Genomic DNA, 23,480 nt, shown 5'->3' with positions numbered 1-23,480 from the left:
TATTCTCCCATCCCCGTCAGGGTGGCCGGAGCCCACGCCACGCGCGGGCTCCGGAACGGAAAACAGACCTCAGCGTTTGGCCGGCATGTCCGCGAGCCTGTCGGCGACGAGAGGCGCCACCCTGGAGCCGAACAGTTCGATCGAACGCATCATCCGCTCGTGGGGCAGCGTGCCGCTGCTGTATTTCATCTCAAAGCGGTCCGCACCCAGCGTGCCCTTGAGCCGGACCACTTTCGCCGCCACCGTCTCGGGGGAGCCGATGAACAGGGCACCGTCCTCATCGGCCGCCGCCTCGAATTCGCCGCGCCCGGCCGGGCCCCAGCCGCGCTCGGCTCCGAGCTTGTTCCGCACGGCGAGCCAGTGCGGGTAGTACTCCTCGAGGGCCTGCTCGTCGGTGTCGGCCACGTAGCCGGGAGAATGGACGGACAGTGCCTGCGGTTCCTTGCCGAGCTCGGCAAGGGTCCGCCGGTACAGGTCGGCGTAGGGGCGGAACCGCTCCGGTTCGCCGCCGATGATGGCAAGGACCATGGGGTAGCCGTAGGACGCCGTGCGGACCACGGACTGGGGCGAGCCGCCCACACCGATCCACGTGGGCAGCAGGCGCCCTTCGACGTGCGGATAGACCATCTGGCCGCGGAGGCCGGCCCGGGTACGGCCGTCCCAGTTCACCGGCTTCTGGGAGCGTACGAGGTCGTAGAGCTCCAGCTTTTCCTCGAACAGCATGTCGTAATCGGCAAGATCCTGGCCGAAGAGCGGGAAGGACTCCGTGAAGGAGCCGCGGCCCAGGATCACTTCGGCGCGGCCGTTGGACAGGGCGTCGAGCGTGGCGAAGCGCTGGAAAACGCGGATGGGATCGTCCGAGCTCAGGACCGTCACCGCACTGCCGAGCCGGATTTTTTCGGTGGCTGTGGCGATGGCTGCCAGCACCACGTCAGGCGCGCTGACGGCGAAGTCTTTGCGGTGGTGCTCCCCCACGCCAAAGGAGTGGAGGCCGACGGCGTCGGCTACTTTGGCCTGTTCCACCACCTGCCGCAGCACCCGGGCATGGTGCTTGGGGACACCATCGGCGTCCAGGTCCACGTCGCCGAACGTGCTGACGCCCAACAGCATCGTGTCTGCCGCTACGGGAGCGGTGGGGTTTGCGGGCAAGGGAACAGTTTCGGAAGCTGCGCTATTTTCATGCATACGCATTCAAACCTCGCATGCTCCGAAAACATTCCCGTCCGGTCAGGATTCCTTGAGCCAGCCCGCAAGCTCGGCGGCCCAGTAGGTCAGGACGGTGTTGGCGCCGGCGCGCTTAATGCTCAGGACGGACTCCACAATCGCACCCCGGCGGTCGATCCAGCCATTCGCTGCCGCGGCCTCGATCATGGCGTACTCCCCCGAAACCTGGTAAGCGGAGACCGGCACCGGGCTCATGGCGGCAACGTCGGCCAGGATGTCCAGGTAGCTCATGGCCGGCTTGACCATGACCATGTCGGCGCCCTCTTCAAGGTCGAGTTCCACCTCAAGGATGGCTTCCCGGCGGTTGGCGGAGTCCATCTGGTAGGTCCGCCGATCGCCTGTGAGCTGCGAGTCCACGGCCTCCCGGAAGGGGCCGTAGAAGGGCGAGGCGTACTTGGCCGCGTAAGCCAGGATGGCGGTATTTTTGTGTCCTGCGTCTTCAAGGGCCTGGCGGATGACGGCCACCTGGCCGTCCATCATGCCTGAGGGGCCCACAACGTGCGCCCCTGCCTCGGCCTGGGCAACGCCCATCCGGCCATAAATTTCCAGGGTGGCATCGTTGTCCACGTAGCCCTCGGCGTCCAATACTCCGCAGTGGCCGTGATCAGTGAATTCGTCCAAACAGAGATCACTCATGATCACCAGGTCATCGCCTACCTCGGCCCGGATGTCGCGGATGCCCTTGTTGAGGACTCCGTCCGGATCCAGCGATGCGGTGCCGCGGGCATCGCGCACGGCCGGAACGCCGAAGAGCATGATGCCCCCGATGCCGAGTTCCACAGCCTCGGCGGCCGCCCGTTTAAGTGACTCGGAGGTGTGCTGGACCACCCCGGGCATGGACGTGATGGGGCTGGGCTCGCTGAGGCCCTCGCGGATGAAGGCCGGCAGGATCAGGTCCGCCGGGGCCAGCCGGTGCTCGGCGGTGAGCCGGCGCATGGCCGGAGTGGTGCGGAGACGACGCGGGCGGTGGTTCGGAAAGCTCATCTGGTGTTCCCTTCGTTAGCGAATACAGCGCCCAGGGCGGCGGCAATCCCGTCCGGGGTAGGTACTTTGGCGTTGGCAGCCACGGGGATGCCACGTGCGGTGGCCTCTGCCGCCGTCGGACGCCCAATGGCGATGAAACGGCACCTGCCCAGCGGCAGCAGGGTCGCGGCGATGCGGCGCGCCGCGCTGGGTGAGGCCGCCACCACTGCGTCGATGGTGCCGGCGTCGAGTTCCCGCCTCGCCTGCGGCGGACTGAGCTCCTGCGGTGCTGCGGGGGTGGAGCGGCCGACGGCGGGGGGCAGGTCGGCTGCCAACCGCCGTTCCGCACGGGCCGGGTAATCCACGGTGTGGTAGGCGATGACGGAGGTCACGTCGGCGCCTGCGGCGGCGAGGCCTTCGCGCAGTCCCGGCGCGGCGATGTCCGCCTGCGGCAGCAGCACACGTACCCGTTTTGCGGTCCAGAGCGCCACCAGCCCTTCGGCGGACTGGTTATCCTTCGGGGCAAGTGTCACGGGAATGCCCAGGGCTTCGAGGGCCTGCCTGGAGGACGGCCCGATGGTGGCCACCCGTGTACCGGCGGGTATCAGGGCGGCCGGGGTGCTCCCCCGCTGAGCCGCCTTTTCCGTGATCATGCGCAGCGTGGTGATGCTGCTGATGACAAGCCAGTCATAGGCTCCCGCCACCAGGTCATCAAGGGCAGCGTCGAGCGCCGCCTGGTCCGTGGCCCGCTCGAAATCGATGAGCGGCAGGACCAGGGGCTCGGCCCCCAGGCTGCTGAGCAGCGAGGCGAGCGGCCGGGCGCGGTCGGCGCTCCGGGTGATCAGGACACGCCGGCCAACCAACGAACCGGCCATTACTCCGGCGGTACCGTCAGGAAGCGGCAAGGTCCGCGATCTCCGCGGCACCGGCAGCGAGCAGGAGCTCGGCCACCTCGATGCCGAGCAGCGTGGCACCGACCTCGGTCAGGCCGTCCGTCGCCTTCTTTTCGCGGACGATTTTCGTCCCGTCCACGGCGCACACTGCGGCCTCGAGGTACAGCATGCTGCCTTTGCGGGAGGCGAAGGCGCCCACTGGAGCGGCGCAGCCCGCTTCGAGCCGCGCCAGCACTGCCCGTTCGGCGGTCACGGCGAGGCGGGTGTCCTCATCATTGAGCGCGGCCAGGGCCTGGGCGAGGACGCCCTGGGAGCCTTGGGTGGAACCGGCCGTGCGCGGGGCGTCGGCTGTCCTGCATTCAATGGCCAACGAACCCTGCCCGGGCGCGGGCAGCATCACGTCCGTCTCGAAGAATTCGCTGACGGTGTCCAGGCGGCCGATGCGTTCCAGCCCGGCGGCTGCCAGCACAACGGCGTCAAGATCGCCCGGCGCGGTTTCGGCATTGCCGGGCAGCCCGGGAACCCGGCCCAGGCGCGTGTCCACGTTGCCGCGGATATCGTGCACATCAAGGTCCGGGCGGGCGGCACGGAGCTGGGCGGCGCGGCGCGGCGAGCCGGTGCCCACCTTGGCCCCCTGCGGCAGATCGGCCAGTTTCAGGCCGTCGCGCGCACACAGCACGTCCCGGACATCCACTCGCCTGGGCGTCGCCGCGATGGTCAGGCCAAGTGCGGCGCCGGTCGGTAGGTCCTTGAGCGAGTGCACGGCAACATCGCAGGATTCCTGCAGCAGCGCATCGCGCAGGGCCGCGACAAACACTCCGGTGCCGCCCATCTGGGACAGGGATCCGGTTTTGACATCGCCCTCGGTGGTGATGTGGACCAGCTCCACCGGGAAGCCGCCGACGGCAGCCAGCTGGTCAGCCGTCTGCCGGGTCTGGGTCAGGGCGAGTTTGCTGGCCCGGGTTCCGATCCGAACGGTCACAGCGTGCCTTCTCCCCCGGCGGTGCCGGCGACGCCTGCCGGGTACTCGTCATGCCCGGTACCCACGGTGGTGTCAGCTCCGGCAATGGTCGGCTTTTCGCCGCGGAAGTTGGCGCAACAGCCGGGCCGGCAGACGTCGTACCAGGGCCCCAGGGCCGTCATGGCAGGGCGGTCGCTGATGTTGTTGGTCCGCGTCCGTTCGGAAATCAGGTCCACCAGGCCGTTCACGAACTTCCGGTGGGTACCGGGCGTCGGAACGCGTGTTGCGGCGAGTCCGAGGTTGCGGCAGGTTTCCATGGCTTCGGTGTCCAGGTCCCACACCACCTCCATATGGTCGCTGACGAAGCCCAGCGGGACGATGACGACGCCCTTGATGCCCTGGCCCGCGAGCTCTTCAATGGCATCGTTGATGTCGGGTTCCAGCCATGGCACGTGCGGCGCGCCGGAACGGGACTGGTACACGAGGGACCACGGCGCAGTCAGGCCGGACTCGGCCTTGACCCTGTCGATGACCGCCGCGCCTGTTGCCAGGTGCTGGGCCACGTAGGCCGAGCCTTCCGCGAACTCCCGCGGCTCAGCCTCGGACCGTCCGGCTGCTTCAGCATCACGGGTCGGGATGGAGTGCGTCGCAAAGAGAATGTGCACGGGGGCGTCCGGGGTGCCGGCAGCCGCCAGCTGGGCGCGGACGTCCGCAAGCCCTGCAGCGGTTCCTTCAATGAAGGGTTCCACAAAGCCGGGGTGGTCGAAGTACTGGCGTACCTTGTCCACTTCCAACCGGCCATCCAACCCGGTCTCCGTCAGGGCGACGCCGATGTCCTCGCGGTACTGGCGACAGCTGGAGTAACAGGAGTAGGCACTCGTGGTGACCATGAGCAGTTTGCGGTGGCCGGCGTCGTACGCGTCCTGCAGGGTCTGCGGAAGGTACGGGTCCCAGTTGCGGTTGCCCCACAGCACCGGAAGGCTGATGCCCCGCGCCGCGAGCTCGCCTTCGAGGGCAGCCTTCAGCTGGCGGTTCTGCTCGTTGATGGGGCTGATGCCGCCATTGGCCCGGTAATGATGGGACACCTCTTCAAGGCGCTCATCCGGGATGCCGCGGCCCCTGGTGACGTTGCGGAGGAAGGGAAGGACGTCCTCCTGGCCCTCTGGTCCGCCGAAGGACGCCAGGAGGACTGCGTCATATTCCTTGGGTGCCATCCGGCCGGCTTCGGTGACCGCGTTGATGGTGGTCACGGCAGGACCCGGCTGGGGATCGGCGGCGGTCATGCCAGAACCTCTGCGACCTCAGCCGAGGTGATGCGGCGGCCGGTGTAGAACGGGATTTCCTCGCGCACATGGTTGCGTGCCTCAGTGGAACGCAAATGGCGCATCAGGTCAACGAGGTCAACCAGCTCCGGAGCCTCGAGGCCGAGGATCCACTCCCAGTCGCCCAGCGCGAAGGATGAAACAGTGTTGGAGATGACCTGCGGGAAGTCCCGGCCCAGCAGGCCGTGGTCGCGGAGCATCTTGCCGCGTTCCGCCTCCGGGAGGATGTACCACTCGTAGGAGCGCACAAACGGGTAGACGCACAGCCATTCCGCCGGCGCAACGCCGCGGGAGTAGGCCGGGGTGTGGTTCTTGGCGAATTCCGCCTCACGGTGCACACCCATGGCCGACCAGACGATCTCGGTGCCGGCGAAAAGCTTGCTGCGGCGGATGTCGCGGATGGCCTTCTGGAGGTCTTCGGGTTTGGGTCCGTGGAGCCACACCATGATGTCGGCGTCGGCGCGCATGGCCGAGACGTCGTAGCTGCCGCGGTGGTTCACCCCGGCTTCCGCCAGGCGGGCGAGCAGTGCGTCGAAGTCGCTGGCAGCATCAGCGCTGCGCACGAGCTGCTCTGAGCGTTTGAAAACCGTCCAGAGGGTGAAGAACTGCTCGGCTGATTCTTCGGTTTTAGTGACAGATTCGGCAGAAGTGTGGCTCATGCTTACCAGTTTGCCCGTTAGTTACCCCCAAGTCGAAACGGGCGAGTTCTACAAGGCGTAGAAGTGCTCAATTTCACACCGGCGGCGGCTCAAAACTTGCGGATCCTGGCAAGCAGGAGGCCGGCCGCCCCGGCCGACCCCACCAGGCCGACGCCCAGCCAGACCTTGGTGGTCTCCGCCGCAGGCCCGGCGGCCGTCATGTCATGCCGGGCCGCGGGTGCCCCGGCACGATTCGGGTAGCCGGAGGCCACCGTGGAACCAGTGCCATGGGCGCCGGCTGAGGTCTGGACCGTTGCGGGTTCAGCGCCATCGTCGGCGTCGGACTGCCGGAGGCCGTGGCCCTCCGGTCCAGGCTGCGCCGTTCCCCGCGCCCCTGGACCGGCGGGGGTGCCGGCGCCCATTCCCTTGAGCACTCCGTGGGCCGCAGACTCGTTTCGCGGATTCCCGGACGTTGAAGATGGGGCCGACGGCGCCCCGTCAGCCCCTGGGGAAGCAGCCCCTGAGGACGGGGCGCCCGCGAAAGGGGCGCCTGTGGACGGGGCGCCTGAGGACGGGGCGCCTGGTGCGGGAACGGCTGGTGGAACAGCCGGCGGCGAGGTGGGAGACGTGGGCGACGTCGGCCCGGGAGCCCCAGGAGTGGGAGCCGGGGGTTGGGTGGCCGGGTCCGATGGCCGGGCCGGGTCGGCGGGTGCGGGGCGGGCGGGTGCCGTGGGTGCCGGGCCGACGGGTGCCGTGGGGATGGGGGCGGGTGCCGGGCTGGGGACCGGGCTCGGGGAAACCGGTGGTCCGGATGGCGACGGGCGGTCGTGGGAACGGCCTGCCGGACCGCCCCGGAGGTCCTTCAGCACACCGCCGAGCACCGACTCGTCTTTCGGCCCCTTGGCCTGGGCGGATTTGCCCGGCGAACTCTGGCCGTCGGCAACGGCGCCGTCAGCCGCCTGCGAGGCCGGAATGCCGCCGGAAAACACCAGTATCGCTCCGAGGGCAGCTCCCGCCGCGCCACGTCGAAGTCCCCCATGGATACCGGTCCTGGAACTGGAAAGCTGAGACCTGTAAATCACCATAGGTATCGACCCTAGTCACCGGATCGGACGGAGCGGAAACCCATATTCTGGCCCTCGGTGCGCTATCTCCGGGCCGGCAATCCGCTGAGCAGGAGCGATGGTCAGCCAGCCAGCACGCGGACTTCTTTGCGTGTGTCGAACACAACAGCGGCGAGTCCGTTACCGGCAACCCAGCCTCCGACAATGCCCAGCCCCTCTTCCGCCGAGCAGATACTGCGGATCTCGGCCACCCGCGCCTTGTGGCCAACGGCCGCGAAGGGCAGGGCTCCCTGCCAGCTCACCACGTCCCAGCCAACCACGTCCTTGTCCTGCACGGGCACATCCAGAAGAGCGGAGGCATCCCGCAGCGCGGTAGCCAGGAGATCCCGGTCTGTGGCCGGCGCGGCAGCATCCAGCGTGGCGTCTGCCGGGGCAGTGCCGTCGCCGGCACGCTCCAGCCGCCCGTACGAGAGCCGAAGCACGTGGGTACCGGGTCCGGCCGCAGCGGCCAGCCAGTCCCACTTCGCGGTGGCGTGGGTCAGTGCCTTGGCCTCGATGCCGGGGGTCTGCGGTGCTACCAGGACGCCCGTGCCGCGCGGCCTGCGGTCGAGTTCGGGCAGGTCCACCACCAGCGTCACAAGGCGGACGTCGGGCCCGTGCTCCGGGCTCCTGCCTGCCAGGGCCGGGACCGCCGCCTGAAGCAGCCCGACGGCGTCGGGGCCCGGAAGCGCCACCACCAGCAGGCCGCCGTCGTACGCTTCCTCACCGGCGGTGACGCGCCAGCCGCCTGCTGTCCGCGCCACTGCAGCGGCAGGGTGGCCGCTGAGCAGGGTAACGCCACGCTGCTGGAGGTCGCTCAGCAGCGCCGTGACCAGGGTGTGCATTCCGTATTCGAGACCGGCGACGGCGGAACCTGCCGTCGCCGCGGAAGGTCCGCCGGCATTGCGGCGCTGGGCAGCCACCGCGGCTGCCAGGGAACCGTGGGCCTTGATCCCGGCGCGCAGTCCCGGCGCCACCATGTCCACATCGAGGAGCCCCGGATCCGCCGAGTGCACGCCCCCCACCACGGGGGCAACGAGCCGCTCCAGCACACGGCGGCCCATCCGTGCCCGTACCAGGGCCGAAACGCTGGTGACCTCCGCGGCGGCACCGAACCTGGCCGGCAGGTACTTGTCCAGGGACGCCCGCAGGGAGCCCGCCAGGCCAAGGGAACGCCGGACCTCCGGGTCCCACGGGTTGGCGGGAATGCCCAGGACCCCGGTCTTGGGCAGTTCGCGGGGGCCGTCGGAAAGCTGCACCCATGCGCCGCCGGGGCGCGGCGCAACAATCCGGCCGGCAAGCCCAAGCTCAGCGGCGAGGTCAGCCACCGCGGTGGAGCGGGTGGCGAACGATTCCGCGCCGCTGTCCAGGGTCAGGCCAGCCACCACGTGGCTGCCCACGCAGCCACCCCAGGTGTCTGCCGCTTCCAGGACCGTCACGGCGTGGCCTGCAGCGGCCAACTCCCGCGCGGCCAACAGGCCGGAGACTCCGCCGCCCAGGACGATGGCGGTCCTGGCGGGCGTCAAGGAGCTGCCCACCTGCCTACTCCGGGGAGATTGAGTGAATGAGTTCGACCACCCGGGTGAGGACCGTGGCGTCGGTTTCGGGCGGCACGCCGTGGCCGAGGTTGAGGACGTGGCCGGGGGCCGAGGAGCCGGCTGCGATGACCTCCCGCACGTGGGCTTCGAGGACTTCCCACGGGGCAGACAGCAGCGCGGGATCAATGTTTCCCTGCAGCGGCACGGTTCCGCCGAGGCGGCGGTTCGCTTCATCCAGAGGAAGGCGGTAGTCAACGCCCACCACATCCACGCCGACGTCACGCATGGCCACCAGCAGTTCGGACGTGCCGGTGCCGAAGTGAATCAGGGGTGCGCCGAGGTGGCGGACGTGGTCCAGGGCCCTGGCAGATGCCGGCGCCACGTGCTTGGTGTAATCAGCCAGACCCAGCGACCCTGCCCAGGAGTCGAACAGCTGGGCGGCGGAGGCTCCGGCCTCGAGCTGCGCCCGGAGGAAGAGTCCGGAGGCGTCGGCCGCCCAATTGGCCAGCGCGGCCCAGGTTTCCGGGTCCGCGTGCATCATGGTGCGCGGGCCCAGGTGGTCCCGGGAGGGCTTGCCTTCAACCATGTAGGCGGCGAGCGTGAACGGTGCGCCGGCGAACCCGATCAGCGGAGTTTTGCCCAGTTCAGCCACGGTCAGGCGGACCGCTTCGCGGATGGGCTCCAACGCTTCCCAGGTCAGCTGCGGCAGGGCTGCCACGTCGGCCGCCGTGCGGACCGGCTTGTCCAGCACCGGGCCCACGCCGGGAACAATGTCCACTCCGATGCCGGCGAGCTTCAGCGGGATGACAATGTCGGAGAAGAAAATGGCCGCGTCCACGTCGTGGCGCCGCACGGGCTGCAGGGTGATCTCGGAGGCGAGTTCCGGCCGCAGGCACGAATCGAGCATTGCCACGCCTTCGCGAACCTTCAGGTATTCCGGAAGGGAGCGGCCGGCCTGGCGCATGAACCACACGGGGCGCCGCGATGGCTTGCCGCCCCGGTAGGCGGTGATCAGCGGTGAATCGGCCGTGCGGCCATCCATCAGCGGGTGGCTGTCGGCAAGGGCGCCGCCGTGAGACGGGGCATTGGACGCGGTGTTTGACGCGACGGAGCTGGAAGTCATGCCTTTGATTGTGCCCAAAAACGGGGCTAAAAGATAACGCACAATCTGTCACATGCAGGCGGATTCACCGCAGCGTGGCAGGAATCACGGGCAGGACGCCCGGGAACTGCGCCCCCGGGTTGTTCTACAGCACCACGAAAAAGCTATGATGGGTCTGCTGTGGTTCTTTTCTCATTGGTGGCTACACACGCCGACATCGATCTTGAGACCGTTGCTCAACTGAGCAGCGGTGCTTCAGAGATCGCAACATCCGCACTCTCCGGATCGCCGGCAGTGAAGGGTGCGGTGGTGCTTGCCACCTGCAACCGGTATGAAATCTACGGTGAAGCCCCCAACGCCGATGACGTTGAAGCCGCCAGGGCGGCCCTGGTGTCCGAGATCAGCGAACTGAGCGGACTCAACGAACAGCTGGTGTCCCGCTCCTTCAGCACCCGCACCGGCCCGGAAGTCAGCCAGCACCTCTTCGCAGTCAGCGCGGGCCTCGATTCCGCCGTCGTCGGAGAGCGTGAAATCGCCGGGCAGGTCCGCAGAGCCCTCATCAACGCCCAGCACGGAGGCACGGCCAGCGCCGGCCTGGTCCGGCTGTTCCAGGCCGCATCCAAAACTGCCAAGGATGTCGGCGCGCAGACGGCACTCGGATCACGGGGCCTGTCCATCGTCTCCGTGGCCCTGGACCTTGCCACCGATTTGTCCGAGAACCCCGACTGGGCCGGTAAAAAAGTCGTCCTGTTCGGCACGGGTGCCTACGCCGGCGCCACCATGGCTCTCCTGCGCGAACGCGGCTGCACCAACATCTCCGTCTTCTCCTCATCAGGCCGCGCCGAAGCCTTCGTCGCCAGCCGCGGCGGAACAGCACTGGACGCGGAGACGCTCCCGTCCGCTGTGGCCGCAGCCGATGTGATGATCGGTTGCAGCGGCTCGGACACCCGCGTTGAGGCCGCTGAACTGGCTCAGGTCCGTGCCGGGTCCGCCCAGCCGCTGATCGCGATCGACCTTGCCCTCACCCACGACTTTGACCCCGAAGTGGGCCAACTGGACGGCGTCGAACTGCTCACGCTGGAATCCGTCCGCCTGGCCGCTCCGCAGGAACAGGCCGAATCCCTGAGCCAGGCCAGCAGCATCGTGTCCGGCGCCGCCCAGGCGTTCGAACAGGAACGCGAAGCACGCTCCGTGGACTCCGCCATCGTTGCTCTGCGCCGGCACACCATGAACGTCCTCGATGCCGAGATGGAGCGGGTCCGCGCCCGGCACGGCTGCACAGCGGCCGCCGAGGAAGTGGAGTTCGCGCTCCGCCGCATGGTCAAGCAGCTCCTGCACGTTCCCACGGTCCGCGCCCGGGAGCTGGCGGCGAACGGCCAGCAGGACGACTACGTGTCGGCTCTGGAAACCCTCTACGGCATCACCGTGGAGCAGCCCGCCGCGGCGGCCCAGGCCGAGTGCCCCGTGGACCACGCAGGCAGCGCCCGGCCGGGCACGGCAACCGCCTGACCCAGGGCAACGCTCTCTCACTTAATGCGGCTTTTCCGTCGACGCTCTCTCAGTTAATGCGGCTTTCAGACCGATGCTCTCTCACTTTCTTGAAGGAAGTGAGAGAGCATCGACGTTTAAAACGACATTAAGTGAGAGAGCGTTGCGAGGGGGGTGCTCAGTACACGGGCTTTTCCGGCTCCACGTCCCGCACCCACGCCAGGATCCCGCCGTCGAGATGGCTGACCCGCTGGTACCCGGCCTTCCGCGCAGCCGCCAGGACGTTCGCTGACCTGGTCCCCGCCTTGCAATGGAACACAATGTCCTTGTCCTGCGGCAGTTCCGCCCAGGCCTCGCCTGCAAGGATCCTGCCCTGCGGAATCAGCACTGAGCCGTCGATACGGACAATGTCGTGCTCGCCGGTTTCCCTGACGTCCACCAGTTCGAAGTCCTTCAGGCCCGCCTTGCGCGAAGCCAGCATGGTGGCCAGCTGGGTGGCCGTGACCGTGTGCTCTGTGTCCGCGGCAACGCCGGGGGTGATGCCGCAGAAGGCCTCGTAGTCCGTTAGTTCAGTGATGGGCTCGGCGGCGGGGTCCTTGGACACGCGGATCTCCCGCCAGCTGCCGCCCAGCGCATCGAAGAGTGCCACCCGGCCAAGCAGGGAACGCCCGACGCCGGTAATCAGCTTGACTGCCTCCGTCACCATGAGGGACCCCACGGCGGCGCAGAGCATGCCGAAGACGCCGCCCTCACCGCACGATGGCACGGACCCGGCGGGCGGGGCCTCAGGGTAGAGGTCGCGGTACGTGGGGCCGTGCTTCTCCCAGAAGACGCTGACCTGGCCGTCAAAGCGGAAGATGGACCCCCACACGTAGGGTTTGCCAAGAATCGCCGCGGCATCGTTGACCAGGTAGCGGGTGGCGAAGTTGTCCGCACCGTCCAGGATCAGGTCATAGTCGGCGAAGAGTTCCAGGGCGTTGGAGGCGTCGAGCCGGACGTTGTGGAGCCGCACGTCCACCAGCGGGTTCAGCGCGGCGACGGCGTCGCGGGCGGATTCGATCTTCGGCCGCCCCACATCGGCGACGCCGTGGATCACCTGCCGCTGCAGGTTGCTCAGGTCAACGGCGTCGTCGTCGATGATTCCCAGGGTTCCCACCCCCGCGGCCGCCAGATAGAGCAGGGCCGGTGAGCCCAGTCCGCCGGCACCGATAACCAGCACTTTGGCGTTCTTCAGTCGCCGCTGCCCCACCGAACCTATTTCCGGGATGATGAGGTGCCGCGAGTACCGTTCCACCTCGGCAAGCGTCAGCTCCGCGGCGGGCTCCACCAGCGGCATAAGCGATACAGACGAGTCATTTGCGGTCAAAGTCGAAGCCATACTTCAATCTATGCCTGAAGATACCGCCCGGTCATATTACCGCGCAGTATTGTGTAAGTAACGGCAAGGGAAAGTAGGGCTCACTGTGGCGCATGAAGCACAGGCTGACCGGGCGTCAAGCGGGGAACCGCCCGTACCTCAACGCACTGGGGGCCAGCGGTCTGCGCGGCTTCCGAGGGACGAGCGGCGGGCGCAGCTCCTCGCGGCAGCGCAGGAGGTCTTCGTCGCCAACGGTTACCACGGTGCCGCCATGGATGAGATCGCGGAGACCGCCCATGTGAGCAAACCTGTGCTGTATCAGCACTTTCCGTCCAAACGCGAGCTCTACCTTGCATTGCTGGACACCCACCTGACGTCCCTGACGGACCTGATGCTGGGCGCCCTGAACTCCACCACGGACAATGACGAACGTGTGCAGGCGGTGATGCGGGCCTATTACCGCTTTATTGCCAGCGACGATCAGGCTCACCGCCTCGTCTTCGAATCGGACCTCATCAATGATCCCGATGTCAGTTCGCGGCTGGAGACTTTCAACAAAACCTTCGCGGACGCCGTCGCCCGCGTGATTGCGGAGGACACCAAACTTCCGCATCTGGAGGCGCAGCTGCTGGGACGCGGGCTGGCCGGAATGGCGCAGGTCAGCGCGCGCTACTGGCTTGAAACAGACGGTAACCTGGACCTCGATGTGGCCAGCGACCTCATTTATCGTTTAGCTTGGCGCGGAATCTCGCGCTTTCCCAAAGAGACCTAGACTACAAATAAGAGACCCGAAGAAACTTTTGATTGGCTGGGAGGCCCCCTTTTGGAAATTAAGATCGGCATTCAGAACATTGGCCGCGAAATCGTGCTCGAATCAGCACAGGACGCTGACGCTGTAGCTACGGTCGTTGAAGAAGCCATCACCAAGGGCACCGAGCTTCGCCTCAAGGATGACAAGGGACGCATCATCATCGTTCCGGGGAACGCGCTGGGTTACGTCGAGATCGGCGCCGAGGAAGCCCGCAAGGTGGGCTTCGGCCAGTTCTAAGCCACGAGCTCTAGCACCCAGGCGGGCCACCACCTCTTGGCGGTGGCCCGCTGCATTCCGAGGGAGATCCCATGCTTTCGCTGACCATCGTTGTCCTGGTCACCGCCGCCGCCGGCTTCATTGTCTGGGCAAATGACAAGCGCCATACCAGGTACGGGATGGCTCTGCCCGCCGGCGTGGCCGTCACTGTGGGTGCGCTCAGCTGGATCGTCTTTATCGCGGCAGGCTTCGGCTACCTGCCCGGCCTCACTTGGATCCCCTGGATCCTGCCCATGGCCCTGGGCGCCGCGGCCGCTGTCGCGGCTGTCATCTACCTGGGCCGGACCCGCGAACGGCACGACATCCAGCGGCTCACCAAAGCCCTGAAGCTGTAGGCAAGCTGGAGGAATCCGAGGCAGGCAAGTCCCTCAGGGACCAGCAGACGCCTCAGGCCGGTGACCGGCCTCCGTGCAAAGGCACAGCCGGTTTCCCTGGGCGTCCGTAACCACCACCCAGTCGGGTGCGTGGTCATGATTCATGACGGCCCCCGTGGCCGCGGTCTTCTCCAGCACCGGACCCGATTCAGCCAAGCTCCAGTGCACGTCAACGTGGAGCCTGCTGCTGTTGGGTGTCGCCGTTTCCTGGAACCAGATGGACGGCCCCCGGCCGTACGGGTCCACCAGGTCGCCGCCGGGGCCTTTTTTGTACCCCAACGCCACCCTCCAGACCTCGGCAATTTCTGCCGGGTCCGCGGTGTCGATGCCCACCTCCACCGTCCTGAACAGCCCCGGCTGCGCAATTGCCCCCGCCCGGGCGGCGGCTTCGCTGGCAGCGGTGGCCGCCGCAGTGTCCCGCTCCGTGACCTTGCCGCCGGCATCGTGTGAGGTATAGCGGATGAACACCCTGTTGTAGCGCCAGTCGAGGTCGGGATGGTGGTTCTGTTCTTCTGCGAAACGCCCGACGGCGGCAATCAGCTCAAGTGCGGCAGCCGCCGTCGGCGCTTTATAGACCGTGACGAGCCCGCCCAGCCGGTACCGCCAGTCGGGCAGCACGGCCAAGGCGGCATCAAGCTTTTCCCGGGTGAGGACGTCTTGGGTTCCTTCCACAGCGGACTCCTGGGCTTGTTCCGTGTGCCCGCGCCGGCGGCCGGCCTGCGGTGCCGGACTTAGAGGAACTCGGCCCGGTTTTCCATCGCCGATGACGCCAGGGCGTGCTCGCGGCGCGGTATCCTGCCGGCCGCTTTCGCCAGCCTACCGGCGATCACGGCGTGTTTGAAGGCCTCCCCCATGAGCGCCGGGTTCTGGGCCCGGGTCACGGCCGTGGCAAGGAGGACGGCGTCACAGCCCAGCTCCATGGCCAGCGCAGCATCGGATGCCGTCCCGATTCCGGCGTCGAGCACCACAGGCACCGAAGCGCGCGAGACGATCAGTTCGATGTTGTGCGGATTGAGGATTCCCAGACCCGTCCCGATCGGCGCCCCCAGCGGCATCACCGCGGTGGCGCCCAGGTTCTCAAGGCGCAGGGCCAGCACGGGATCATCGTTGGTGTAAGCGAACACCTTGAAGCCCCGGTTCACCAGCTGTTCGGTGGCGTCAACGAGCTCGACGGCGTCCGGCAGCAACGTCTGCTCGTCCGCGATGACCTCCAGCTTCACCCAGTCCGTTTCCAGGGCTTCGCGGGCCAGCTCAGCTGTCATGACGGCGTCCCGCGCGGTGAAGCAGCCGGCGGTGTTGGGCAGTACCCGGATTCCATGGTCCACGAGGAGCTGGAAGAGGGACCCGGACTCGGCCGGCGAATACCGCCGCATGGCAACGGTGGTGAGTTCCGTTCCCGATGACAGGAGTGCCGCTCCCAGGCCGTCCAGGCTGGGAGCGCCCCCGGTGCCCATGATGAGGCGGGAGCCGAGTTCGACGCCGTCGATGACAAGTTTGTCCGTGTCCGGCGAGATGGCGGTGGTGCTTGTATCTGTCATGGTCTTAGCCTCCCTGAACTGCGGTGACCAGTTCGATGGTGTCCCCGTCCGCGAGCGCTGTGGCGGACCACTGGCTGCGGGGCACCACTTCCGAGTTGCGGGCAATGGCGACGCCAAGTTTCTGCCCGTCGGTGGCCTGGCCGTTGGCCGCGATCGTGCGGCCCGTGATCTGTGTGACGAGTGTCGTGATGGACGCTTCCCGGGGCACGGCATGCGGCGCGCCGTTGAGGGTGATGTTCATGCTGTTTCCTTTGTGGGTTGAAGGGCTTCATGGTGCCGGCCGCTAAACCTTGCCGGGTCCAGGGCGGTTCGGTGCGGATCGATCCGGCCATCCAGCAGGTTCCGGCAGATGGCTGCCGCCGCCGGGGCCAGCAACACTCCGTGCCGGTAGAAACCGGTGGCAATAATCAGCCCCCGCACGTGTCCGCCGTCGGGAACGGAGACCCGGCCGAGCAGCGGTGCGTTGTCCGGTGTTGCAGGACGCGCCCGCGCGGTGCACTCGATGAGCTCCAGCTCGGCCACGGCGGGTACCAGGACCTGCGCGTCGCGCAGCAGTTGGTAAACGCCGCCTGCAGAGACGGCCGTTCCTGGCGCGACGGTATCTCCGGCTTCCGGCAGTGCGTCCTCCCGCTGCGTTGCGCCGATCACCACTGTGCCGTCCTGGCGGGGGACGATGTATACGGGTACTCCGTGGACCAGGCCCCGTACCGTGGAGGTCACTAGTGGACGCAGGTGCTGTGGAACGCGCAGGCGCAGTATGTCGCCGTACACGGGCCTCAGGGGCAGCTGCACCCCGGCCGGCAGGCCCTCCAGGGCAGCGGCCTGAAGGCCGTTGGCTACGATTGTCTCCCCCGCCCGGACCGTTCCGCCATTGGCCAGTTCCACGCCCCGAACCCGGTCCCCCTCCCAGAGGAGTCCGGTGGCCCGGGAACCGACCGCGAAACCGTTAACGGCGCCGTCCACGAAGGTCCCGGCGCCCGGTTGGTGGCCGGCCAGCACTGTCCGGAGCGAGGGGATCAGCCTGCGCGGGTCCACCTGATGGTCCGCCGGAATGTCCAGGGCACAGGAAATTGCAGGACTGAGAAGTGGTTCCTTTGCCCTCGCGTCGCGCACCGTCAGCGGCTCGACGAGCAGTCCGTTGGCCTCCTGGACGGCCCGGAGGTCCATCAGCGCACGACGGTCCGCGGCGTCGGCACCCACGGCGAGGGTCGGCGTCGTCAGGTAGCCAAAGTCCCCCGCCCCGGCCCGGCCGAGGTTTGCCGCGAAGTCAGGCCAGAGGCGCGAGGACTCGAGCATCAGCTCCAGGAGGCTTTCCTCCTGGTAGTGCAGCTCGCTGACGGGGGCGAGCATGCCGGCGGCCGCCCAACTGGCCCCGGAGCCTGGTTGGTCGTCGATCAGCAGTACGGAACGGCCGGAGGCCCGCGCCTCCCACGCGATGCTGTGGCCGATGACGCCGCCACCGATCACCGCCACGTCCGCGTGCACGACGGCGGGCCCGTTCATGTCGCTGCCCACGGCAGGATGGGATGTGCTGGCGGGCGCGCCGCCGGATGGGGGGACCATGTGTTTCCTTCCCTACGCCGGTACTAGCCGGATCAGGTCAAGCGGTCGGCTCTGACGCCCTCTCAGCCCGGCCGCTTGGTGACGGCTGTAACGGGCTCCCGCAGTACTCGCCCAGTTTAGGGGAACTATGGTGGTTTCCATGAACGTGTCCTCCCGCCCCAGCGCCCTACCCAGCCCCACTGCCCAGGAGTCCCGCGGATTGCCCCGTGGCGCCAGGTTGTACTTGTGCACCGATGCGCGCCGGGACCGCGGGGACTTTGCCGATTTTGTGGACGCCGCGTTCGCCGGCGGCGTGGACATCATCCAACTCCGCGACAAGGACATCGAGGCCGCCGAGGAGTTGGACCTGCTGGCAGTCCTTCAGGCGGCCGCCGCCCGGCATGGACGGCTCTGGGCTGTGAATGACCGCGCCGACATCGCCATGCTCTCCGGCGCCCCGGTGTTCCACATCGGCCAGCAAGACCTGCCCGTGGCCTCCGCCCGCACGCTGCTGGGGCCCGGCGCCGTGGTGGGGCTTTCCACCCACACCACTGAACAGGTGGAAGGCGCCATCCGCTTGTCGTCCTCGGTGGCCGGCGACGACGGTCTTGACTATTTCTGCGTGGGACCGGTGTGGGCCACCCCCACCAAACCCGGGCGTGCCGCCGTCGGCCTTGACCTGGTGCGTTACGCCGCAGACGCGGTCAACGCCGCCGGTGACGCCGGTGATGCGGCCGGTCCGGGTGCCGTGCCGTGGTTCGCGATCGGCGGGATTGACCTGACGAACGTTGAACAGGTGGTGGCGGCCGGTGCCAGCAGGATCGTTGTGGTCCGCGCCATTACGGAAGCGGCTGATCCCGCCGCCGCTGCCACGGCCCTCCTGGCCGCCCTGGATGCCGGTACCGCCTGAGATTTCCCTGCCGGTTCCGCAGAATCAGCCGGCCGGTTCCGGGAATCCGGCGCACGGCGGGGCGGAGCGTGCACGATCCCCGGAAATCGGGCTAATCTGACTTTTGTGTCCCATCATCGGTTGGCTCCCAACGTCCACGAGAAGACCAACGCTCTCGCGGCAGCCCTGAGTGCACTGCGGACTGAGCTGGAACTGCCCGGGCCCTACCCGGCCGAGGCAGTCCGCGACGCCGAGGCTGCCGTGGCAGCGCATCAGCTGCCGGTTACTGACCTGACGGACGTTGAATTCCTGACCATCGATCCGGCGTCGTCCACGGATCTGGACCAGGCGCTGTTCATTGAGCGGGCCAGCGCCGGCTACCGCGTCCTGTACGCCATCGCGGACGTGCCGTCCTTCGTCCGCCCCGGCGGTAGCCTCGACGCCGAAACCCGACGCCGCGGTCAGACGTTCTACGCCCCCGATGGCCGGATTCCGCTGCACCCCGAGGTCATCAGCGAAGAGGCGGGCAGTCTGCTGGCCGACCAACTGTGCTCGGCGTTTGTCTGGGAATTCGGCCTCAACGGCGACGCCCATGTCGACAGTGTGTCCGTGCGGCGGGCCACGATCCGCAGCCGGGCCAAGCTGGACTACAAGGGTGTCCAGGCCCAGATCGACGCCGGAACGGCCGGCCCGGTGCTGCAGCTCCTCAAGGAAGTGGGGCTCAAACGGGTTGAACTGGAGCGGCAGCGCGGCGGGGCCAGCCTCAACATGCCGGAGCAGGAGATCGTTCAACTGCCCGACGGCGGCTACCGGATTGCCGCGGCACCCCAGCTTCCGGTGGAGGATTGGAATGCGCAGATTTCGCTGATGACCGGGATGGCGGCGGCGGACATGATGCTGGCCGGAAAGGTTGGCATCCTGCGGACCATGCCCGCCCCGGACGAACGCTCCCTCCGGCATTTCCGGCTTCAGACGATGGCACTCGGCAAGCCGTGGGACGGAAAGATCAGCTACGGCGAATACCTTCGCAGCCTGGACCCCACCGAGCCCCGGCAACTGGCCGTCCTCTATTCCGCGGGAATGCTCTTCCGCGGCGCAAGCTACACGGCTTTTGATGGAAGTGTTCCCGAGAACGCCATCCAATCCGCCATTGGCGCCGCCTATGCCCACACCACGGCGCCCCTCCGGCGGCTCATCGACAGGTTTGTCCTCGTGATCTGTGAAGCCCTCAGCAACGGCAAGCCGGTCCCCGGGTGGGCTCGGGAAGCCTTGCCCAGCCTCCCGGAAATCATGGCCGCGTCCGATCAGTTGGCAAGCCGGATGGAGCGCCTGGCCCTGGACACCGTGGAAGCGGCCCTCCTGGTAAACCACATCGGCCAGGAATTTGATGCCATTGTCATTTCCGGGTCCAAGCCGCAGAAGGAGAACGGGAACGGTGCCAAAAACGGCAATGGCGGCAGGAACGGCAACGGGAAAAACGGGAACGGTCCCTCAGGGATCATCCAGATCGCCGAGCCGGCCGTGACGGCCCGGTGCGCGGGCGACCTCGAATCCGGCACGCAGGTCCGGGTGCGCCTGGTCTCCTCCGACATCACCACCCGTACGGTCCACTTCGAACTCCTGGCTTGAGCAGCCTGCCCCTTCTTGAAGGGCCAAAAGCCGGGTTTCGGCATCCGTACGGCTAGACTGAAGAAGTAGAAATGGATGCCCGGTCGTTGATTTCCTTGATTTTGAATTCAACAAGCCCGCCCCTACGCGATCTTGAGACAGACCCGCTGGTCACCAGTGCCAGCATTTAGATAGCCCGCGATCGGCTTCCACTGGATTAGCTTGCGCGCCCGAGCGTGCTCCGGAGCGGCCACGTTGGCCGGCCCGTTGAGCAGGCAGCGCCCACGCCCAAATGAATAAGGAAACTCACCTGTGAGTGAATTGCATACCCACCAGCTCCTGACGGACGATTCCGGCACCGAAACGCTGGAACCTGAAGAGACCATCATCTCCGACGAGAAGCCGCACGAAATCCCGGAGAAGTCCTTCGCCGATTACAACGTCCGCGCCGACATCGTCGAGTCCCTGGCAGACGCCGGGATCACCCACCCGTTCCCCATCCAGTCCATGACCTTGCCGGTGGCCCTCGCGGGCCACGACATCATCGGCCAGGCCAAGACCGGCACGGGCAAGACCCTCGGCTTCGGCATCCCGGCGCTGCAGCGCGTCGTGGGCCCGGACGATGCCGGTTTCGACAAGCTCGCCGTTCCAGGCGCACCGCAGGCCCTGGTCATCGTGCCCACCCGCGAGCTTGCCGTCCAGGTAGCGAACGACCTCCAGACCGCTTCGCTGAAGCGCAACGCGCGCATCACCACCATCTACGGCGGCCGCGCCTACGAGCCCCAGGTGGAAGCCCTGCAGAAGGGCGTCGAGATCGTGGTGGGAACCCCCGGCCGCCTGATCGACCTGTACAAGCAGAAGCACCTGAGCCTGAAGAACGTCAAGATCGTCATCCTCGACGAAGCTGACGAGATGCTGGACCTGGGCTTCCTGCCGGACGTGGAAACCCTGATCGCAGGCACCCCGGCCGTCCGCCAGACGCTCCTGTTCTCTGCCACCATGCCCGGCCCGGTCATCGCCATGGCCCGCCGTTACATGACGCAGCCCACCCACATCCGCGCGGCTGATCCCGAAGACGAAGGCCTCACCAAGCGCGACATCCGCCAGCTCATCTACCGTGCCCACAGCATGGACAAGGTTGAAGTTGTTGCCCGCATCCTGCAGGCACGGGGCCGCGGCCGCACCATCATCTTCACCAAGACCAAGCGCACCGCCGCGAAGGTGGCCGAAGAACTGGTGGACCGCGGCTTCGCGGCCGCCGCCATCCACGGGGACCTCGGCCAGGGCGCCCGCGAACAGGCGCTCCGGGCCTTCCGCAACAACAAGGTGAACGTCCTCGTGGCCACCGACGTCGCCGCACGCGGCATCGACGTGGATGACGTCACGCACGTGATCAACTACCAGTGCGTTGAAGACGAAAAAATCTACCTCCACCGTGTGGGCCGCACCGGCCGCGCCGGCAACAAGGGCACGGCCGTGACCTTCGTTGACTGGGATGACATGCCGCGCTGGGGCCTGATCAACAAGGCGCTGGGCCTGAGCTACCCTGAGCCCGTGGAGACCTATTCCTCCTCCCCGCACCTGTATGCAGAGCTGGACATCCCCGAAGGCACCAAGGGCAGGCTGCCCCGCAACAAGCGCACCCTCGCCGGCGTGGATGCCGAAGTCCTGGAGGACCTGGGCGAAACCGGCAAGAAGAACACCCGCAGCAGCGGACGGGACGCAGGACGCGACGGCGGACGCGACGCCGGCCGTTCCGGCGGGCGCGACTCCAGCCGCCGCGGCGGCTCCGAAGGTGGACGCTCAGGCGAGGGCAGCCGCTCAGGCGAGCGCCGCCGTCGTACGTCCGATACGGCCGCCGCCACCGGGCCTGCCGCCGAACCTGCTGCCCCGGCTGCGGCCGCCGGCGAAGTGGATCCCCGTGCGCGGCGCAGCCGGACACGCACCCGCCGCCGCAACGGCGAAGTAGTGGCCGGAGCCGACAAGCCCGGCAGCGCAGAGGCTTAACAGCCTCGATGACTGACACCGTCTGGGCGCCGGACGGCAGCAACCTGGTGGTACACGCGGATAACGCGGAGTTCCTCCCGTCGCTGCCGGACGGCGCCTTCACACTCATTTACGTGGACCCGCCGTTCAACACGGGCAGGGCCCAGACCCGCCAGGAAACCCGGATGGTGCTCAACACCGACGGGGACGGCGACCGCGTGGGCTTTAAGGGCCGCTCCTACGACACCATCAAGGGCGCCCTGCACCGGTACGATGACGCGTTCAGCGATTACTGGGCCTTCCTGGAGCCCCGGCTGGTGGAGGCGTGGCGGCTGCTGGCAGACGACGGCACGCTGTACCTGCACCTGGATTACCGGGAAGTCCACTACGCCAAGGTGATGCTGGACGCCATCTTCGGGCGCGAGTGCTTCCTGAACGAGATCATCTGGGCCTACGACTACGGCGCGCGCGCCAAATACCGCTGGCCCACCAAGCACGACAACATCCTCGTGTACGTCAAGAACCCGTCCAAGTACCACTTCAACAGCGCCGAGGTGGACCGGGAGCCGTACATGGCGCCGGGCCTGGTGACGCCTGCCAAGCGGGAACTCGGGAAGCTGCCCACTGACGTCTGGTGGCACACCATCGTCTCCCCCACGGGCAAGGAGAAAACCGGCTACCCCACGCAGAAGCCCGAGGGCCTCATCCGCCGCGTGGTGGCCGCGTCAAGCCGGCCCGGCGACTGGTGCCTGGACTTCTTCGCCGGCTCCGGAACACTCGGCGCCGTCGCGGCGAAGCTGGACCGGAAGTTCGTGTGCGTGGACCAGAACCAGCCCGCCATAGAGGTCATGGCCAAGCGGCTGGGTGCCCACGCCGAGTTCACGTCGTTCCCGCCCAACTAGGTAGCAGTAAGTGTCGTTTTGAGCCGTCAAAACGACACTTAGCGCTACCTACTTGGGGTGCGGGGCGCCGGGGCTCTCACGGCGGACGACGGCGGTGCCCGTGCCGAGCTCCTCGATGCGGGCCAGGACGTCGGGCGTCGTGAGGTTCTCCCCCAGCAGGTTGGGTTTGCCGGTGCCGTGGTAGTCGGAGGACCCCGTGATCAGCAGTCCGTGCCTGGCGGCCAGCCCCCGGAGGAACTCACGTCCCTCTTCAGGGTTGTCGCGGTGGTTGATCTCCAGGCCCGCCAGGCCGGCGTCGATCATGTCCCGGTAGGTGCGCTCCCCCACGATCCGTCCGCGCGAGGACGCCACCGGATGGGCGAAGACGGGGACCCCGCCTGCCGCCCGGACAAGTTCGACGGCGGCTGCCGGGTCGGGTGCGTAGTGCTGGACAAAGTAGCGCGACCGGGAGGTGAGGATGGACGTGAACGCTTCCGAACGGTCCGAAACCACCCCCGCCGCCACCAGGGCATCCGCGATGTGCGGCCGCCCCAGGGTGGCGCCCGGCGCCACATGATGGATGACATCGTCCCAGGTCAGCGGGTAGTCCTCGGCGAGGAGGGTCACCATGCGCTCGGCCCTCGTGAGGCGTGCGTCCTTGGACTTGGTGATTTCCTCCAACAGCCCGGGATGGGCGGGATCATGCAGGTAACTCAGCAGGTGCACACTGATGCCCTGCTCCGTGCGGCAGGAAACTTCCATGCCCGGAACCAGCGCCACGCCGAGCTCCAGCGCCGCGCGCGACGCTTCCTCCCAGCCGTCCGTGGAGTCATGGTCGGTCAGGGCCACGACGTCAAGGCCAGCCCGGGCAGCGGAGGCCATCACGTCCGCGGGGGCTTCCGTGCCATCCGAAACGTTGGAGTGGGCATGCAGGTCAATCTTCACCTGCCCAGCCTAGTAGACTGCGCGGGCCCGGGATCGGCTCC

23 protein-coding genes and 1 riboswitch are annotated in these 23,480 nt (G+C 67.5%); of the genes, 8 read left to right on the top strand and 15 right to left on the bottom strand.

The window, feature by feature from the left end; genetic code table 11:
• Positions 1–69 precede the first annotated feature (69 nt).
• The 9 genes from PY310_RS01685 to hemE all read right to left on the bottom strand — a co-directional run bounded on the left by PY310_RS01685 (position 70) and on the right by hemE (position 9,765).
• Complete coding sequence (locus tag PY310_RS01685) at positions 70–1,185, bottom strand: LLM class flavin-dependent oxidoreductase (RefSeq protein WP_275212406.1); 1,116 nt, start codon at positions 1,183–1,185, stop codon at positions 70–72.
• Between the two features lie 42 nt (positions 1,186–1,227).
• Positions 1,228–2,208 carry a porphobilinogen synthase gene (hemB, locus tag PY310_RS01680; protein WP_275212405.1) on the bottom strand — a complete coding sequence of 327 codons (981 nt, stop codon included), beginning with the start codon at positions 2,206–2,208 and terminating at the stop codon, positions 1,228–1,230.
• Positions 2,205–3,062, bottom strand: a complete 858-nt coding sequence (locus PY310_RS01675) for a uroporphyrinogen-III synthase (RefSeq protein ID WP_275212404.1) — start codon at positions 3,060–3,062, stop codon at positions 2,205–2,207. Before PY310_RS01675 ends, hemB begins: the two co-directional genes overlap by 4 nt.
• Positions 3,063–3,078: 16 nt before the next feature.
• Complete coding sequence (gene hemC, locus PY310_RS01670; protein WP_275212403.1) at positions 3,079–4,062, bottom strand: hydroxymethylbilane synthase; 984 nt, start codon at positions 4,060–4,062, stop codon at positions 3,079–3,081.
• The gene (locus PY310_RS01665; protein WP_275212402.1) at positions 4,059–5,324 is read right to left on the bottom strand and encodes a ferrochelatase; all 1,266 of its coding nucleotides are present in this window, start codon (positions 5,322–5,324) and stop codon (positions 4,059–4,061) included. Before PY310_RS01665 ends, hemC begins: the two co-directional genes overlap by 4 nt.
• Complete coding sequence (gene hemQ, locus PY310_RS01660) at positions 5,321–6,022, bottom strand: hydrogen peroxide-dependent heme synthase (protein WP_275212401.1); 702 nt, start codon at positions 6,020–6,022, stop codon at positions 5,321–5,323. The genes PY310_RS01665 and hemQ overlap by 4 nt, the downstream gene beginning before the upstream one ends.
• Positions 6,023–6,111: 89 nt before the next feature.
• Complete coding sequence (locus tag PY310_RS01655) at positions 6,112–6,423, bottom strand: hypothetical protein (RefSeq protein WP_275212400.1); 312 nt, start codon at positions 6,421–6,423, stop codon at positions 6,112–6,114.
• Between the two features lie 764 nt (positions 6,424–7,187).
• Positions 7,188–8,642 (bottom strand): protoporphyrinogen/coproporphyrinogen oxidase, encoded by a 1,455-nt coding sequence (locus tag PY310_RS01650; RefSeq protein WP_275212399.1) that lies wholly within the window; start codon positions 8,640–8,642, stop codon positions 7,188–7,190.
• Positions 8,643–8,646: 4 nt separating this feature from the next.
• Entirely contained in the window at positions 8,647–9,765 is a 1,119-nt protein-coding gene (hemE, locus tag PY310_RS01645) for a uroporphyrinogen decarboxylase (RefSeq protein ID WP_275212398.1), read from the bottom strand.
• A 159-nt stretch (positions 9,766–9,924) separates the two neighbouring features.
• On the opposite strand from hemE, the gene PY310_RS01640 reads away from it, so the two are divergent.
• Entirely contained in the window at positions 9,925–11,253 is a 1,329-nt protein-coding gene (locus PY310_RS01640; RefSeq protein WP_275212397.1) for a glutamyl-tRNA reductase, read from the top strand.
• 157 nt (positions 11,254–11,410) lie between these two features.
• Here the strand turns inward: PY310_RS01640 and moeB are convergent, their stop codons facing one another.
• The gene (gene moeB, locus PY310_RS01635; protein ID WP_275212396.1) at positions 11,411–12,610 is read right to left on the bottom strand and encodes a molybdopterin-synthase adenylyltransferase MoeB; all 1,200 of its coding nucleotides are present in this window, start codon (positions 12,608–12,610) and stop codon (positions 11,411–11,413) included.
• A gap of 85 nt (positions 12,611–12,695) precedes the next feature.
• Between moeB and PY310_RS01630 the strand changes: the two genes are divergently transcribed.
• The 3 genes from PY310_RS01630 to PY310_RS01620 all read left to right on the top strand — a co-directional run bounded on the left by PY310_RS01630 (position 12,696) and on the right by PY310_RS01620 (position 14,011).
• Positions 12,696–13,361: a TetR/AcrR family transcriptional regulator gene (locus tag PY310_RS01630; RefSeq protein ID WP_275212395.1), complete on the top strand. Its 666-nt coding sequence runs from the start codon at positions 12,696–12,698 to the stop codon at positions 13,359–13,361.
• A 51-nt stretch (positions 13,362–13,412) separates the two neighbouring features.
• The gene (locus PY310_RS01625) at positions 13,413–13,637 is read left to right on the top strand and encodes a DUF3107 domain-containing protein (protein ID WP_056343932.1); all 225 of its coding nucleotides are present in this window, start codon (positions 13,413–13,415) and stop codon (positions 13,635–13,637) included.
• A 71-nt stretch (positions 13,638–13,708) separates the two neighbouring features.
• The gene (locus PY310_RS01620) at positions 13,709–14,011 is read left to right on the top strand and encodes a hypothetical protein (protein WP_275212394.1); all 303 of its coding nucleotides are present in this window, start codon (positions 13,709–13,711) and stop codon (positions 14,009–14,011) included.
• A gap of 33 nt (positions 14,012–14,044) precedes the next feature.
• Here the strand turns inward: PY310_RS01620 and PY310_RS01615 are convergent, their stop codons facing one another.
• The 4 genes from PY310_RS01615 to thiO form a co-directional block, all read right to left on the bottom strand.
• Positions 14,045–14,722: a 4a-hydroxytetrahydrobiopterin dehydratase gene (locus PY310_RS01615; protein WP_275212393.1), complete on the bottom strand. Its 678-nt coding sequence runs from the start codon at positions 14,720–14,722 to the stop codon at positions 14,045–14,047.
• A gap of 59 nt (positions 14,723–14,781) precedes the next feature.
• Positions 14,782–15,588, bottom strand: a complete 807-nt coding sequence (locus PY310_RS01610) for a thiazole synthase (protein WP_275212392.1) — start codon at positions 15,586–15,588, stop codon at positions 14,782–14,784.
• A 4-nt stretch (positions 15,589–15,592) separates the two neighbouring features.
• Entirely contained in the window at positions 15,593–15,829 is a 237-nt protein-coding gene (thiS, locus tag PY310_RS01605) for a sulfur carrier protein ThiS (RefSeq protein WP_275212391.1), read from the bottom strand.
• Positions 15,826–17,151, bottom strand: a complete 1,326-nt coding sequence (gene thiO, locus PY310_RS01600; protein WP_419095435.1) for a glycine oxidase ThiO — start codon at positions 17,149–17,151, stop codon at positions 15,826–15,828. The genes thiS and thiO overlap by 4 nt, the downstream gene beginning before the upstream one ends.
• Positions 17,144–17,263: riboswitch (TPP riboswitch) on the bottom strand. (Overlaps the previous gene by 8 nt.)
• 27 nt (positions 17,264–17,290) lie before the next feature.
• Here thiO and thiE point away from each other — a divergent pair.
• From thiE to PY310_RS01580, 4 genes are all read left to right on the top strand, one after another.
• Positions 17,291–18,040, top strand: a complete 750-nt coding sequence (gene thiE / locus PY310_RS01595; protein ID WP_275212390.1) for a thiamine phosphate synthase — start codon at positions 17,291–17,293, stop codon at positions 18,038–18,040.
• Between the two features lie 105 nt (positions 18,041–18,145).
• The gene (locus PY310_RS01590; protein ID WP_275212389.1) at positions 18,146–19,648 is read left to right on the top strand and encodes an RNB domain-containing ribonuclease; all 1,503 of its coding nucleotides are present in this window, start codon (positions 18,146–18,148) and stop codon (positions 19,646–19,648) included.
• A gap of 291 nt (positions 19,649–19,939) precedes the next feature.
• Positions 19,940–21,634 carry a DEAD/DEAH box helicase gene (locus tag PY310_RS01585; RefSeq protein WP_275212388.1) on the top strand — a complete coding sequence of 565 codons (1,695 nt, stop codon included), beginning with the start codon at positions 19,940–19,942 and terminating at the stop codon, positions 21,632–21,634.
• Positions 21,635–21,642: 8 nt separating this feature from the next.
• On the top strand, positions 21,643–22,515 hold the full coding sequence (locus tag PY310_RS01580; protein ID WP_275212387.1) for a DNA-methyltransferase: 873 nt from the start codon (positions 21,643–21,645) through the stop codon (positions 22,513–22,515).
• A gap of 48 nt (positions 22,516–22,563) precedes the next feature.
• Here PY310_RS01580 and PY310_RS01575 read toward each other — a convergent pair whose 3' ends face one another.
• Positions 22,564–23,439 carry a PHP domain-containing protein gene (locus PY310_RS01575; RefSeq protein ID WP_275212386.1) on the bottom strand — a complete coding sequence of 292 codons (876 nt, stop codon included), beginning with the start codon at positions 23,437–23,439 and terminating at the stop codon, positions 22,564–22,566.
• Between the last annotated feature and the right edge of the window lie 41 nt (positions 23,440–23,480).

It is taken from the genome of Pseudarthrobacter naphthalenicus, from assembly GCF_029076445.1.
Classification (GTDB): domain Bacteria; phylum Actinomycetota; class Actinomycetes; order Actinomycetales; family Micrococcaceae; genus Arthrobacter; species Arthrobacter naphthalenicus.
Note: the sequence above shows the minus strand (reverse complement) of the source record. Positions and strands in the feature narration are given on the sequence as shown.